The 14,374-nt window shown below is 58.9% G+C and carries 12 protein-coding genes; 10 read left to right on the top strand and 2 right to left on the bottom strand.

Features of this window, described 5'->3' with window-relative positions:
- The first annotated feature begins 93 nt into the window (after positions 1-93).
- Positions 94-1,722 carry a Na/Pi cotransporter family protein gene (locus CJU81_RS09795; RefSeq protein WP_095036413.1) on the top strand — a complete coding sequence of 543 codons (1,629 nt, stop codon included), beginning with the start codon at positions 94-96 and terminating at the stop codon, positions 1,720-1,722.
- Between the two features lie 52 nt (positions 1,723-1,774).
- On the opposite strand, the gene clpA is transcribed toward CJU81_RS09795, so the two are convergent.
- Both clpA and clpS read right to left on the bottom strand, forming a co-directional pair.
- Entirely contained in the window at positions 1,775-4,045 is a 2,271-nt protein-coding gene (gene clpA / locus CJU81_RS09790; RefSeq protein ID WP_095036412.1) for an ATP-dependent Clp protease ATP-binding subunit ClpA, read from the bottom strand.
- 29 nt (positions 4,046-4,074) lie between these two features.
- Positions 4,075-4,437: an ATP-dependent Clp protease adapter ClpS gene (gene clpS, locus CJU81_RS09785; protein ID WP_016780211.1), complete on the bottom strand. Its 363-nt coding sequence runs from the start codon at positions 4,435-4,437 to the stop codon at positions 4,075-4,077.
- A 229-nt stretch (positions 4,438-4,666) separates the two neighbouring features.
- Here clpS and CJU81_RS09780 point away from each other — a divergent pair, with 229 nt between their 5' ends.
- From CJU81_RS09780 to CJU81_RS09740, 9 genes are all read left to right on the top strand, one after another.
- Positions 4,667-4,945, top strand: coding sequence for a cold shock domain-containing protein (locus CJU81_RS09780; protein WP_095036411.1), 279 nt, complete (start codon positions 4,667-4,669; stop codon positions 4,943-4,945).
- A gap of 440 nt (positions 4,946-5,385) precedes the next feature.
- Positions 5,386-7,608 (top strand): NADP-dependent isocitrate dehydrogenase, encoded by a 2,223-nt coding sequence (locus CJU81_RS09775; protein WP_095036410.1) that lies wholly within the window; start codon positions 5,386-5,388, stop codon positions 7,606-7,608.
- Positions 7,609-7,800: 192 nt separating this feature from the next.
- Positions 7,801-8,247, top strand: coding sequence for an NUDIX hydrolase (locus tag CJU81_RS09770; protein WP_095036409.1), 447 nt, complete (start codon positions 7,801-7,803; stop codon positions 8,245-8,247).
- A 59-nt stretch (positions 8,248-8,306) separates the two neighbouring features.
- On the top strand, positions 8,307-9,440 hold the full coding sequence (gene mnmA / locus CJU81_RS09765) for a tRNA 2-thiouridine(34) synthase MnmA (RefSeq protein ID WP_095036408.1): 1,134 nt from the start codon (positions 8,307-8,309) through the stop codon (positions 9,438-9,440).
- Complete coding sequence (gene hflD / locus CJU81_RS09760; RefSeq protein ID WP_095028381.1) at positions 9,437-10,060, top strand: high frequency lysogenization protein HflD; 624 nt, start codon at positions 9,437-9,439, stop codon at positions 10,058-10,060. Before mnmA ends, hflD begins: the two co-directional genes overlap by 4 nt.
- Positions 10,061-10,187: 127 nt before the next feature.
- Positions 10,188-11,558, top strand: a complete 1,371-nt coding sequence (gene purB, locus CJU81_RS09755) for an adenylosuccinate lyase (RefSeq protein ID WP_095028382.1) — start codon at positions 10,188-10,190, stop codon at positions 11,556-11,558.
- Positions 11,559-11,641: 83 nt separating this feature from the next.
- A complete protein-coding gene (locus CJU81_RS09750; protein WP_095028383.1) occupies positions 11,642-12,808 on the top strand; it encodes a ribosomal protein uL16 3-hydroxylase in 1,167 nt (388 codons plus the stop codon).
- Positions 12,801-13,223: a GNAT family N-acetyltransferase gene (locus CJU81_RS09745; RefSeq protein ID WP_095003299.1), complete on the top strand. Its 423-nt coding sequence runs from the start codon at positions 12,801-12,803 to the stop codon at positions 13,221-13,223. The genes CJU81_RS09750 and CJU81_RS09745 overlap by 8 nt, the downstream gene beginning before the upstream one ends.
- Before the next feature lie 172 nt (positions 13,224-13,395).
- On the top strand, positions 13,396-14,139 hold the full coding sequence (locus CJU81_RS09740; RefSeq protein ID WP_095036407.1) for a secretin N-terminal domain-containing protein: 744 nt from the start codon (positions 13,396-13,398) through the stop codon (positions 14,137-14,139).
- Positions 14,140-14,374: the final 235 nt, after the last annotated feature.

Raw genomic sequence — 14,374 nt, 5'->3', positions numbered from 1 at the left:
TGAGGCGCCGTGGGCCGGCACATCGCTGCGCTGGCCCACGCCCCGGCTTTACGACCTCGTAAAAAATGCATGCTTGTTCTGTGGAGATTCCTTATGTCGGGAACCACTCTGTTACTCAACCTCGCGGGCGCCATCGCACTCTTGCTATGGGGCACCCATATGATTTCCACCGCCCTGCTGCGCGGGTTTGGCACCCAATTGCGCAACTGGATGGGGCGCAACCTGAATAACCGCTGGATGGCGCTGATCAGCGGCATCGGTATTACCGGCGTGCTGCAGAGCAGTACGGCGGTCAGCCTGATGGCAACCTCTTTTACCGCTGCTGGCACCCTGAGTCTGGCCCCGGCCCTGGCCGTGATGCTGGGGGCGAACATCGGCTCGACTCTGGTGGTACAGCTGCTCAGTTTCGATACCTCACTGGCGATGCCGGTGATTTTACTGACGGGTTTTATCGTATTTCGCCTGCGCGATGACTCGCGCTTTGAAAGCGTCGGCTGCGCACTGATCGGCCTGGGCCTGATGTTGCTGGCCCTGGGCTTGCTCAGCGCCACCCTGGGGCATATGGAAGCCACCTCGGTGTTTCGCGCCATCATGCAAAGCCTGGAAGGCGATGTGATCATCGCGGTGGTCGCTGCCGTACTGCTGACCTGGATCTGCCACTCCAGTGTCGCCGTGGTGCTGCTGATCGCCTCGCTGGCCGGCGCTGGCATGATGACACCCGCCACCGCCATCGCCCTGATGCTCGGCGCCAACATCGGTGGCGCGCTGCCGTCCATGATGAGCGCCAGCTCACCCGTGGCACGACGCCTGCCGCTGGGCAACCTGCTGATTCGCCTGCTGGGCACCGTGGCCTTGCTGCCCTGCCTGCCGCTGATGGCCAGCTATGTGGCCCGCAGCGATATTGGCCTCGCAGCGTGGGTGGTGTACCTGCATACCGCATTCAACCTGCTGCTGGCCGTCGTGTTTATCGGCCTGATCGAGCCCTGCGCGCGCCTGCTGACCCGCCTGCTGCCCCAGCCGGAGCCGCCAGCAGACCCGGGTATGCCGCAGTATCTGGACGAGGCAGGGCTGGAAGTGGCCAACGTTGGCCTGTCCAATTCGGTGCGTGAAGCCCTGCGCCTGGCAGACATGACCTCACTGATGCTCAATCAGGTCCTGCAACTGTTCGAGAAACCCGACCCGCACACGGTGGACAAGGTGCGCCAGCTGGATCACTCCATAGACCTGCTCAGTGCTGCCATTCGCGCCTATCTTGCCGATATTGGCCAGGATGGCCTGAGCGATGATGACGCCGACCGCGCACAGGAAGTGCTGATGTTCGTGATCAACCTTGAGCATGCCGGTGACATTCTCAACAATCTGGCGCAACTGGCCGTTCGCAGGACGCGCCGCGGCGAGCACTTTTCATCGTTCGAGCTGATCCAGATCCAGTCCATGCACCTGGCCTTGCTGGACAGCCTGAACCTGGCCGTTACCGCATTCTTGCGTGAGGACGTGAGCGCTGCCCAGGCACTGATCGGCCACAAGGAGACCGTACGCAAGCTGGAAGCCAGCGCCAGCCGCGAGCACTTTCGCAAACTGCAAAATGACAAGAGCGCCTGGGCCGAATCCGGGGATATCTTCCAGCGAGTGCTGCGCGACTACCGTCGCGTACATCACCATATTGCCGCGCTTGGCTACCCGATACTGGAGCGCAATGCCGCGCTGGCCCACGCTGCATGAATGCAGACAGCAAAAAGGCGCCCGAAGGCGCCTTTTTTACTGCGGTGTTACATCAAGCCATTTCGACGGCGGTTTCAAACTCGAAGGTCAGCTCGCCGTTCTCAAGGTCGATGTGTACCACACCGCCATGATCGGCCAGCTCACCAAAGAGAATCTCCTCGGCCAGCGGACGCTTGATCTTGTCCTGAATCAAGCGCGCCATCGGCCGTGCGCCCATCAGCGCGTCATAACCACCCGCTGCCAGCCAGCCACGCGCGGCATCCGATACCTCAAGCTGCACGTGCTTGTCTTCCAGTTGCGCCTGCAGTTCGGTAAGGAACTTGTCCACCACGTGCTTGATAACCTCGTGGCTGAGGCGACCAAACTGGATGATGGTGTCCAGGCGGTTACGGAACTCGGGGGTGAAGCTCTTCTTGATCGCTTCCATGGCATCGGAAGCATGATCCTGATGGGTAAAGCCCATCGAAGCCCGAGATGCAGTTTCGGCACCCGCGTTGGTGGTCATGATAACGATCACGTTACGGAAGTCCGCCTTGCGCCCGTTGTTGTCGGTCAGCGTACCGTGATCCATAACCTGCAACAGCAGGTTGAAGACTTCCGGGTGCGCCTTCTCGATTTCATCGAGCAGCAATACGCAGTGAGGCTGCTTGGTGATGGCCTCGGTCAGCAAACCGCCCTGGTCAAACCCGACATAGCCCGGAGGTGCACCGATCAAACGCGATACGGTGTGGCGCTCCATGTACTCGGACATGTCGAAGCGGATCAGTTCAATCCCCAGAGCCTTGGCCAACTGGCGCGCGGCCTCGGTTTTACCGACACCGGTGGGCCCGGCGAACAGGAAAGAACCCACAGGCTTGTCCGGCGACTTGAGCCCGGCTCGGGACAATTTGATTGCCGTGGACAACGAATCGATCGCTGCATCCTGACCGAATACGGTCAGGCGCAGGTCGCGTTCAAGGTTGCGCAACAGCTCCTTGTCCGAGACCGAGACGTGTTTTGGCGGAATTCGCGCGATTTTCGCCACGATATCTTCAACCTGCGCCACTTCAATGCGCTTGACCCGACTTTCAACCGGCTGCAGACGCTGGTAGGCACCTGCTTCGTCGATCACGTCAATGGCCTTGTCCGGCATGTGCCGGTCATTGATATAGCGCGAGGCCAGCTCAGCCGCTGCGCGCAGGGCCTCATCACTGTACTCGATGCCGTGGTGCTGCTCGAAGCGACCTTTAAGGCCACGCAGAATGCTGATGGTGTCTTCAACCGAAGGTTCGGACACGTCGACTTTCTGGAAACGGCGCGCCAGGGCACGGTCTTTTTCGAAGATCCCGCGAAATTCCTGGAACGTGGTGGAGCCGATGCAACGAATGTCACCCGAGGACAGCAGTGGCTTGAGCAGGTTGGAAGCGTCCATCACGCCGCCAGAAGCCGCACCGGCACCGATGATGGTGTGGATTTCGTCGATAAACAGAATCGCCTGCGGGCGTTTTTTCAGCTCGCCAAGCAGCGCCTTGAAGCGCTTCTCGAAATCGCCACGGTACTTGGTACCCGCCAGCAAGGCGCCGAGATCCAGGGAGTAGACGATGCTGTTAGCCAGCAGATCAGGCACTTGATTGTCGACGATACGCTTGGCCAGGCCCTCGGCAATCGCGGTTTTACCCACGCCTGCCTCGCCGACCAGCAGCGGGTTGTTTTTGCGCCGACGCGCCAGAATCTGGGCGACGCGCTCAACTTCCATTTCGCGACCCACCAACGGATCAATCCGGCCCTGACGAGCCAGTTCATTCAGGTTGCTGGCATAAGCATCCAGAGGATTGCTGGAGGACGACGACTCGCCGCCCTCTTCATCCTGCATTTCATGGTCGCTGTCGCTGTGCTCGCCATGCCCCGGCACCTTGGAGATGCCATGCGCAATAAAGTTGACCACATCGATGCGCGCCACGCTCTGCTGCTTGAGCAGGAACACGGCCTGGCTTTCCTGTTCGCTGAAGATGGCTACCAGCACATTGGCACCGGTCACTTCACGCTTGCCGGAGCTCTGCACATGGAACACCGCACGCTGCAAGACCCGCTGAAAACCCAGGGTTGGCTGAGTTTCGCGGTCTTCGTCGTGAACGGGGATCAGGGGGGTCGTGGAATCAATAAACTCTTGCAGGTCATGCTTGAGTTTGTCGAGGTTTGCGCCACAGGCGCGTAGAACGGTTGCGGCCGCCTCATTATCCAGAAGCGCTAAAAGGAGATGCTCAACCGTCATGAATTCATGACGTTTGGAGCGGGCTTCCTTGAAGGCAAGATTGAGGGTGACTTCGAGCTCGCGATTTAACATGGCTTCACCTCATACCCAAGTGGTCGGCGTTAACCGTCCTTCTCGATTTCACAGAGTAGCGGATGCTGGCTTTCGCGTGCGTACTGGTTTACCTGCGCCGCCTTGGTCTCGGCAATGTCGCGGGTATAGATGCCGCACACAGCCCGTCCTTCTGTATGGACGGCCAGCATGACCTTGGTCGCCAATTCGCGATTCAAGTTAAAAAACACCTCTAGGATCTCTACAACGAAATCCATTGGCGTGTAGTCATCATTAAACAAAACCACCTTGTACATCGGCGGCGCCTGAAGCGCAGGCTTAGCCTCTTGCACAGCCAAGCCAGCGGAGTCTTCGTCATCAAAATCGGGGTGATCCTGATTGAATGTTAGTCGAGTCTGGCTGATTGCATGCATGGAAAGAAAGGTTCGTCGTTGGTTGTGCGAATACAGTGATGGAGGCAAACGTGTCAAATTTCAACACCGCCGCCGCGTGACCTTGACTATCGGTAAAACGGTGTTACAACCATATAGTACCCACAGTGGGAAAAATGGTCCGCACAGTCAACCACTTTTACTGGTTTCTGTGCGAGTGAACTGGATGATACTCCAGTGATGGAGTTGTTTGCAGCAGAGGGATATGAGTATGCAAGGCAAGGTCAAGTGGTTCAACAACGCCAAAGGCTTCGGCTTCATTAATACGCAGGCCAAGGAAGGCATCGATGAACACGGAAACCCGATTGACTTTTTTGCGCATTTTTCGGCAATCCAGATGGACGGTTACAAGACGCTCAAAGCAGGCCAGCCTGTGAGCTTCGAAATAATCCAGGGCCCCAAGGGCCTGCATGCTGTTGCTATCACCAACGCTCAAGCTCCAGCCAGCGCCCAGGCGACTGCGCAAGAGGTAACCAGCCTCTCGGTCTGACCCACCGCAAATGTAAACCGGCCGACTCAATCACTGAACCGGCCGGTTTTTTTATGTCTGCTCCATTGAAAAGAATGATGAATCTTGCCTAACCCCCCCGCAAACACGGGCTAAATCGCCAATAATCAGGGCATTTTGCCGCAGGGACTTAGACCAATGGATGATTCGTGATAAGCCGCCCCCCTCGCAGCAACCTTAGTGACCTATGTATACTGCGCCGGTGACCACGGAGTCACTGTGAAACACCTACTGGAATGAGTCTTTCAGGCCTAGAAAGGCTGAGCCGTTACCCCGGTTCGACCGCTTGACGCTCTACTGATGCATTCACATCACCGCGAAGAACCTCGACTTTCGGCTCATTGTTCACTGTGAACGAAAGCGCCTACCCTGCGCATCTCGAGTATCTGAGCACGCTCAGCAAAGAAGAGAGTTAATCCGAAATGCCCAACCGTTCGAAGATCATCTATACCTTCACCGACGAAGCTCCGGCGCTCGCCACCTATTCACTGCTGCCTATCATCGAGGCGTTTACCGCCAGCGCCGATATCGCCGTTGAAACGCGCGACATCTCTCTGGCTGGCCGCATCCTCTCAAGCTTCCCCGAGCAATTGGGTGACAAGGCTGTAGCAGACCACCTCGCCGAACTGGGCGCCCTGGCCGTTACCCCTGAAGCCAATATCATCAAGCTGCCTAACATCAGCGCCTCGGTCCCGCAATTGCAGGCCGCGATCAAAGAACTGCAAGCGCAGGGCTTTAACATTCCGGACTACCCGGAGACCGTCACCACTGACGCTGAAAAAGAAATCAAAGCGCGTTACAGCAAAGTGATGGGCAGTGCCGTAAACCCGGTATTGCGCGAAGGCAACTCTGACCGCCGCGCACCGCTGTCGGTCAAGAACTACGCGCGCAAGCACCCGCACAAAATGGGTGCCTGGGCTGCAGACTCCAAGTCCCACGTTGCTCACATGAGCGAAGGCGACTTCTACGCCAGCGAAAAAGCCGCCCTGATCGAAGCTCCGGGCAGCGTTAAAATCGAACTGATCGCTCAAGACGGCACCACCACCGTCCTGAAAGAAAAAACCGCCGTTCAGGCCGGTGAGATCATCGATTGCTCGGTCATGAGCAAAAAGGCTCTGCGTGAGTTCGTAGCAGCCGAAATCGAAGACGCCAAGAAGCAAGGCGTACTGTTCTCGGTTCACCTCAAAGCCACCATGATGAAGGTTTCCGACCCGATCATGTTTGGTCAGATCGTGGCCGAGTTCTACAAGGATGCGCTGGAAAAACACGCCGACGTCCTGAAAGAAATCGGTTTCAACCTGAACAACGGTATCGGCGACCTGTACGCCCGCATCAAGGCGCTGCCAGCCGAGAAGCAAGCTGAAATCGAAGCCGACATCGAAGCCGTGTACGCCAACCGCCCTGCGCTGGCCATGGTCAACTCCGACAAAGGCATCACCAACCTGCACGTGCCGAGCGACGTGATCGTCGACGCCTCGATGCCGGCCATGATTCGTGATTCCGGCAAAATGTGGAACACCGAAGGCCAGTTGCAAGACACCAAGGCCGTGATCCCGGATCGCTGCTACGCCACCATCTACCAGGCCACCATCGAAGACTGCAAGAAGCACGGCGCCTTCGATCCGACCACCATGGGCAGCGTGCCAAACGTTGGCCTGATGGCGCAAAAAGCCGAAGAGTACGGTTCCCACGACAAGACTTTCCAGATCAAGACCCCGGGCGTTGTGCGGGTAACTGACAGCAACGGCAACGTGCTGATGGAACAGAAGGTCGAAGAAGGCGATATCTGGCGCATGTGCCAGGCCAAAGACGCGCCGATCCGCGACTGGGTCAAACTGGCCGTCAACCGTGCACGCGCCAGCAACACCCCGGCCGTGTTCTGGCTCGATCCAAAGCGTAGCCACGACGCCGAAATGATCAAAAAGGTAGAAACCTACCTGAAGGATCACGACACCAGCGGTCTGGACATTCGCATCATGGCGCCGGTTGAAGCCATGAAGTTCACCCTGGAGCGTACCCGCAAGGGCCTGGACACCATTTCGGTGACCGGCAACGTTCTGCGTGACTATTTGACCGACCTGTTCCCGATCATGGAACTGGGCACCAGCGCCAAGATGCTGTCGATCGTTCCGCTGATGAATGGCGGCGGTCTGTTCGAAACCGGCGCAGGCGGTTCGGCTCCGAAGCACGTTCAACAGCTGCTGGAAGAAAACTTCCTGCGCTGGGACTCGCTGGGTGAATTCCTGGCACTGGCCGCTTCCCTGGAGCACCTGGGCACGACCTACAACAACCCGAAAGCGTTGGTGTTGGCCAAGACCCTGGACCAGGCTACCGGCCAGTTCCTCGACAACAACAAATCGCCATCGCGTAAAGTCGGCAACATCGACAACCGTGGTAGCCACTTCTACCTGGCGCTGTACTGGGCTCAAGCCCTGGCTGCCCAGACTGAAGACAAAGAACTGCAAGCCCAATTTGCTCCAGTAGCAAAAGCTCTGGCCGAGAACGAGGCAAAAATCGTTGCCGAACTCAACGCCGTGCAGGGCAAGCCGGTCGATATCGGTGGTTACTACCACGCCGATGCCGACAAGGTGAGCAAAGTAATGCGCCCTAGCGCCACACTGAACGCGATCATCGCCTCGGTGTAAGGGCAACTGGCAACACCACAGACCCCGGCCCACGACGCCGGGGTTTGTGTTTTTACGACCCACACAAACCCTGTGGGAGCGAGCCCGCTCGCGAATATCGTTAACGAGAGAGTATTTAGTGGATAATTGCCTGCTCTCGAAAATTTCGCGAGCAGGCTCGCTCCCACAGACTCATCACCTGAGAACATCCCCATGGAATGGAAACCCCACATCACCGTCGCCACTGTTGTCGAAGACAATGGTCGCTTTCTGATGGTCGAAGAGCTCAAACGCGAGCGCGCCGTGCTCAATCAGCCCGCCGGGCATCTGGACCCGAACGAGAGCCTGATCGAGGCTGCCATCCGTGAAACCCTCGAAGAAACCGGCTACGACGTCGAGCTGACCGGCGTGATCGGCATTTATCTGTATACCGCCCCCAGCAATGGCGTGACCTACCAGCGCATCTGCTTTGCCGGCAAGGCCGTCAAGCACCACCCCGACTACCAGCTCGACACCGGCATTATCGGCCCGCTGTGGCTGACCCGCGACGAGCTGCTGGCGCAACGCGATCGCTGGCGCAGCGAGCTGACCCTGCAGTGCATCGACGATTATCTGGGCGGCAAACTGTTCGACCTGACGTTAATCCGCCCTTCGGTTTAGCCTTGAGCGCTCGGGCCTGCTAGAATCGCGTCCTTTTTCAAGACACTCATTGAATCCTTATGCGTGATCCAGCCCTAGTCGCCCCCGAAAAACAGCGCGTCATCGTCGGCATGTCCGGCGGTGTCGATTCTTCCGTTTCCGCCGTTCTGCTCATGGAGCAGGGCTACCAGGTGGAAGGCCTGTTCATGAAGAACTGGGAGGAAGACGACGGAACGGATTACTGCACCGCCATGGATGATCTGGCAGACGCCCAGGCCGTGTGCGACAAAATTGGCATCAAGCTGCACACCGCCAATTTTGCCGCCGAGTACTGGGACAACGTGTTCGAGCACTTCCTGGCCGAGTACAAGGCCGGTCGCACGCCGAACCCGGACATCCTGTGCAACCGCGAAATCAAGTTCAAGGCCTTCCTGGACTACGCCCTGATGCTGGGCGCCGACCTGATCGCTACCGGCCACTATGTGCGTCGTCGCGACATTGACGGGCGCACCGAGCTGCTCAAGGGCCTGGACCCGAACAAGGACCAGAGCTACTTCCTGCACGCCGTCGGCGGCGAACAGATCGCCCGCACCCTGTTCCCTGTGGGCGAGCTGGAAAAACCGGAAGTGCGACGCATCGCCGAAAAACACGATCTGGCCACGGCGAAGAAAAAAGACTCCACCGGGATCTGCTTTATCGGCGAACGCCGCTTCAGCGATTTTCTCAAGCAATACCTGCCGGCACAGCCGGGCGAGATCAAGACCACCGAAGGTGAAGTGATCGGCCGCCATCATGGCCTGATGTATCACACCATCGGCCAGCGTCAGGGCCTGGGCATTGGCGGCCTCAAAGACGCCAGCGACGAGCCGTGGTACGTGCTGGTCAAGGACCTGGAGCACAACGAGCTGATCGTCGGCCAGGGCAATGATCATCCGTGGCTGTTCTCCGGCGCCCTGCTCGCCTCCGAGATCTACTGGGTCAACCCGATCGACCTGAGCACCCCGCTACGCCTGACGGCCAAGGTTCGCTATCGCCAGAGCGATCAGCCCTGCACCCTGGAAAAAACCGAAAGCGGCTACCGCGCCACCTTCGATGACCCGCAACGCGCAGTAACACCCGGCCAGTCCGTGGTGTTTTACGACGGCGAAGTCTGCCTGGGCGGCGGCGTGATCGAAGTGGCCGAGCCCTGGTCGAGCAAGGGCAAGCGCCCATGAACCCGACTCAGGAGCAACTGGTAGCTCTGGGCGGCGTGTTTCTGGCCGCTGTTTTGGTGGACAAGATCGCCAAGACCGGCCAGGTCAGTGAAGCCGACCTGAGCTGCATGCTCGGCAGCCTGCTGGTGCGCGACCCCAAGGACACCCTGGAAGTGTTTGGCGGTGACGACATCAACCTGCGCGAAGGCTACCGGGCCCTGATCGGCGCCCTCGAGCGCGACCCCAACACCCTGCAACGCGAGCCTTTGCGCTACGCGTTGTCGATGCTCGGTCTTGAGCGCCAACTGGCCAAGCGCGATGACATGCTGGAACTGATCGGCAAACGCCTGCCGCAAATCCAGTCCCAGGTCGAGCACTTCGGCCCGGCCCACGAAAACGTGGTGGCCGCCTGCGGCGCGCTGTACCAGGACACCCTGAGCACCCTGCGCCAACGTATTCAGGTGCACGGCGACATGCGCAACCTGCAACAACCGAACAACGCGGCAAAAATTCGCGCCCTGCTGCTGGCCGGTATCCGCTGCGCTAGGCTGTGGCGTCAACTGGGCGGGCACCGCTGGCAGTTGGTCATCAGCCGCCGCAAGCTGCTCAAAGAGCTTTACCCGATGCTGCGCGGCAACTGAAACACGCCGACAGGCACAGATTTTAAAATCGATACGCGTATGACGCCGGTCACTTGGCAACGGACCGGCCGTTTTTTCATGTATGATACGCGCCCCATTTCGTTGCCCGACTGTCCGAGAACACCCCATGAAGCTCTCTTCGCTCACTGCGGTTTCCCCTGTTGACGGCCGCTACGCCGGCAAAACCCAGGCCCTGCGCCCAATTTTCAGCGAATACGGCTTGATCCGTGCTCGCGTACTGGTTGAAGTTCGCTGGCTCCAGCGCCTGGCCGCTCACGCTGCCATCCCTGAAGTCCCGGCCTTCTCTGCCGAAGCCAACGCCGTTCTGAATGAACTGGCCGAGAACTTCTCTCTTGAGCACGCCGAGCGCGTCAAAGAGATCGAGCGCACCACCAACCACGACGTAAAAGCCATTGAGTACCTGCTCAAGGAACAGGCTGCCAAGCTGCCTGAACTGGCCAACGTAAGCGAATTCATCCACTTTGCCTGCACCAGCGAGGACATCAACAACCTGTCCCACGCCCTGATGCTGCGCGAAGGCCGTGATGACGTGATGCTGCCGCTGATGCGTCAAACCGCCCAAGCCATCCGCGAACTGGCGATCAAGTTCGCTGACGTGCCAATGCTGTCGCGCACCCACGGCCAACCGGCCTCGCCGACCACCCTGGGCAAAGAGCTGGCCAACGTGGTTTACCGCCTGGAGCGTCAAATCGCTCAGGTTGCAGCGGTACCGCTGCTGGGCAAAATCAACGGCGCCGTAGGTAACTACAACGCCCACCTGTCGGCCTACCCGCAGATCGACTGGGAAGAAAACGCCCGCGCCTTTATCGAAGACGAGCTGGGTCTGGGCTTCAACCCGTACACCACCCAGATCGAGCCGCACGACTACATCGCCGAGCTGTTTGACGCCATCGCGCGCTTCAACACCATCCTGATCGACTTCGATCGCGATATCTGGGGCTACATCTCGCTGGGCTACTTCAAACAGCGCACCATTGCCGGCGAAATCGGCTCCTCGACCATGCCGCACAAGGTCAACCCGATCGACTTCGAAAACTCCGAAGGCAACCTGGGTATCGCCAACGCCCTGTTCCAGCACCTGGCCAGCAAATTGCCAATCTCCCGCTGGCAGCGCGACCTGACCGACTCCACCGTACTGCGCAACCTCGGCGTGGGCTTTGCTCACAGCGTGATCGCGTACGAAGCCAGCCTCAAGGGCATCAGCAAGCTTGAACTGAATGCGCAGAAAATCGCTGCCGACCTGGACGCTTGCTGGGAAGTCCTGGCCGAGCCGATTCAGACCGTGATGCGCCGCTACAACATCGAAAACCCGTACGAGAAGCTCAAAGAGCTGACCCGCGGCAAGGGCATCAGCCCTGAAGCACTGCAAACTTTCATCGACGGCCTTGAAATGCCGGAAGCGGCCAAAGCCGAGCTGAAGCTGCTCACGCCTGCCAACTACATTGGCAACGCGGTCGAGCAAGCCAAGCGTATCTGATCGCTGCAACGACCTATTAACGCCCGGCCGTGCCGGGCGTTTTTATTCCCGATTACAAAGTGCATTTTTTCAATAGGTTACACATGAATCCTGATACTCCTCTTCAACTTCTGGGCGGCATCACGGCGCGCGAGTTCATGCGCGACTACTGGCAGAAGAAACCACTACTGGTGCGTCAAGCCATTCCTGACTTCGAAAGCCCGATCGACGCAGACGAGCTGGCCGGTCTGGCACTTGAAGAAGAAGTCGAATCGCGCCTGATCATCGAGCACGGCGAGCGTCCGTGGGAACTGCGCCGCGGCCCGTTCGCCGAAGACGAGTTCGGCAAACTGCCAGAGCGTGAGTGGACCCTGTTGGTACAGGCCGTCGATCAGTTCGTACCGGAAGTCAACGAACTGCTGGAAAACTTCCGTTTCCTGCCGAGCTGGCGTATCGACGACGTGATGATCAGCTACGCCGCCCCGGGTGGCAGCGTGGGTCCGCACTTCGACAATTACGACGTGTTCCTGCTGCAAGGTCACGGCAAGCGCCACTGGCAGATCGGCCAGATGTGCGACACCGACAGCAAAATGCTCGAACATGCCGACCTGCGCATCCTCGCTGATTTCCAGGCCACCGACGAGTGGACCCTTGAGCCCGGCGACATGCTCTACCTGCCACCACGCCTGGCCCACTGCGGTGTAGCCGTAGACGACTGCCTGACCTACTCGGTGGGCTTCCGTGCACCGAGCGCCGCCGAAGTGCTGACCCACTTCACCGACTTCCTCAGTCAGTACCTGTCGGATGAAGAACGCTACACCGACGCCGACGCGCAACCGGTGAGCGACCCGCACCAGATCCAGCGCGATGCTCTGGACCGCCTCAAAGGCTTGCTGGCCGAGCACATGAGCGACGAGCGCATGCTGCTGACCTGGTTTGGCCAGTTCATGACCGAGCCGCGTTATCCGGAACTCGTGGTCGGCCCTGAACTCGAAGAAGAAGACCTGCTGGGTAGCCTGGAACAGGGCGCGATCCTGATCCGTAACCCGAGCGCCCGCCTGGCATGGTCCGAGGTCGATGACGACCTGCTGCTGTTCGCCAGCGGCCAGAGCCGCCTGCTGCCGGGCAAGCTGCGTGAACTGCTGAAAATGATCTGTGCTGCCGACGCGCTGCACAGTGACAACCTCGGCACATGGCTGGCCGATGAAGATGGACGCAACCTGCTCTGCGAGCTGGTTAAACAAGGAAGCCTGGGGTTCGCTGATGAATAGCATTCACGTACGTGTCGCCGACTGGCAAAAGGACAACGCCGAACTTCGACGCATTCGTGAGGCGGTGTTTATTGCCGAACAATCTGTACCTCCAGAACTGGAGTGGGATGCAGACGATGCCGATGCCGTGCATTTTCTGGCCTATGAAGGCGACTTTCCGATTGGTACCGCCCGGCTGCTGCCGGACGGCCATATCGGCCGAGTGTCGGTCCTTAAGGACTGGCGCGGCCTGAAAGTCGGCGACGCGCTGATGCAAGCCACGATCCTTGAAGCCGAGAAACGCGGTCTCAAGCAGCAAATGCTCAGCGCGCAAGTGCATGCCACACCGTTCTACGAGCGCTTGGGTTTCAAAATCGTCAGCGACGAATTCCTCGAAGCAGGGATTCCCCACGTTGATATGGTGCGGGTGAGCTAACTGCCACGCCCATCTATGTGGGAGCAAGTCTGCTCGCGAATTGCGTGACCTTCACGAGCAGGCTCGCTCCCACAGCAGTTTTGCAAAACGCCCTGCCATCCCCGGATCGCAGGGCGTTTTGCTATCTGGCACACTCACACCAAGCCTTTCAAGCATTGCGGAGATAACGGACATGTCCCTACGCCCCTTCATCGTCGGCCTGCTGCTGATTGCAAGCCTCAGCGCGCACGCCGACACCCGCGTCATTACCCTGCAAAACCGCACCAGCGCCGATCTGCTGCCCATCGCGCAGAACTTTATCGGTAAAAACGGCAAAGTCAGCGCCTACGGCAATCAACTGATCGTCGAGGCGGCCCCTTCGAAAATCCAGAACCTCGAAGACCTGCTGGCGCAACTCGATACACCCGCCCGGCGCCTGCTGATCACGGTCGATACCAGTGACAACAACCTGGCCACTAATGATCCGGACACCCGGGTTATCAGCACCGCCAGCCGTGATGGCGGCACCCAGCAAATCCAGACCACCGAGGGCACCCCGGCCTTTATCCAGACCGGCCAGAGCGTGCCACTGACCAGCACCCAGACCGACGCCTACGGCCGCCTGCTGACACAGACCGATTACCGCAACGTCACCCGGGGTTTCTACGTCACCGCCAGCGTCACAGGTGAAACGGTACACCTGGCGATCAGCACCACACGCGACCGCATGAGCCGGGAGCAACCAGATGTAGTGAATATTCAAAGTACCGACACACAGGCCAGCGGACCGCTGGGACAATGGATCACCCTGGCCGGCATCAACAGCCGCAACCAGGCCGGAAACCAGGCGCAAACCCGCAGTTACTCTACTCAAAGCCGGGATGACGTGACCCTGCGGGTCAAAGTCGACGTACTCGACCAAAAGGGCCAAAACTGACTGATGAGTCGTAATTCGCAAATTATGTAGTGTTATAAAAAAAGCACTACAAAACATTTGACGCCTCAAAAATGCAAGGGCATGATGGCCCCGCTCCCGCTGATCAGAGGCCCTGCAAAGGCCCTGGGGCCAGTACCGCCTGCAGCGAGCAGCCATTCACGCACTTACTTCAAACAACATTGTTGTGTGCCTGGTGGAGCAACCATTTTTCAACCCAGACCTATGCGACGAGGTT

It is taken from the genome of Pseudomonas fragi, from assembly GCF_002269505.1.
Lineage (GTDB): Bacteria > Pseudomonadota > Gammaproteobacteria > Pseudomonadales > Pseudomonadaceae > Aquipseudomonas > Aquipseudomonas fragi_D.
The sequence above is the reverse complement of the archived record's forward strand: the minus strand, read 5'-3'. Positions and strand labels throughout refer to the sequence as shown.

What these genes read in the sequence shown, in the direction of transcription:
- clpS (WP_016780211.1), bottom strand. Translation starts at nt 4,437, where the DNA reads ATGCATGCAATCAGCCAGACTCGACTAACATTCAATCAGGATCACCCC.
- CJU81_RS09750 (WP_095028383.1), top strand. Translation starts at nt 11,642, where the DNA reads ATGAATCCTGATACTCCTCTTCAACTTCTGGGCGGCATCACGGCGCGC.
- purB (WP_095028382.1), top strand. Translation starts at nt 10,188, where the DNA reads ATGAAGCTCTCTTCGCTCACTGCGGTTTCCCCTGTTGACGGCCGCTAC.
- CJU81_RS09775 (WP_095036410.1), top strand. Translation starts at nt 5,386, where the DNA reads ATGCCCAACCGTTCGAAGATCATCTATACCTTCACCGACGAAGCTCCG.
- CJU81_RS09795 (WP_095036413.1), top strand. Translation starts at nt 94, where the DNA reads ATGTCGGGAACCACTCTGTTACTCAACCTCGCGGGCGCCATCGCACTC.
- CJU81_RS09780 (WP_095036411.1), top strand. Translation starts at nt 4,667, where the DNA reads ATGCAAGGCAAGGTCAAGTGGTTCAACAACGCCAAAGGCTTCGGCTTC.
- CJU81_RS09740 (WP_095036407.1), top strand. Translation starts at nt 13,396, where the DNA reads ATGTCCCTACGCCCCTTCATCGTCGGCCTGCTGCTGATTGCAAGCCTC.
- CJU81_RS09745 (WP_095003299.1), top strand. Translation starts at nt 12,801, where the DNA reads ATGAATAGCATTCACGTACGTGTCGCCGACTGGCAAAAGGACAACGCC.
- CJU81_RS09770 (WP_095036409.1), top strand. Translation starts at nt 7,801, where the DNA reads ATGGAATGGAAACCCCACATCACCGTCGCCACTGTTGTCGAAGACAAT.
- mnmA (WP_095036408.1), top strand. Translation starts at nt 8,307, where the DNA reads ATGCGTGATCCAGCCCTAGTCGCCCCCGAAAAACAGCGCGTCATCGTC.
- clpA (WP_095036412.1), bottom strand. Translation starts at nt 4,045, where the DNA reads ATGTTAAATCGCGAGCTCGAAGTCACCCTCAATCTTGCCTTCAAGGAA.
- hflD (WP_095028381.1), top strand. Translation starts at nt 9,437, where the DNA reads ATGAACCCGACTCAGGAGCAACTGGTAGCTCTGGGCGGCGTGTTTCTG.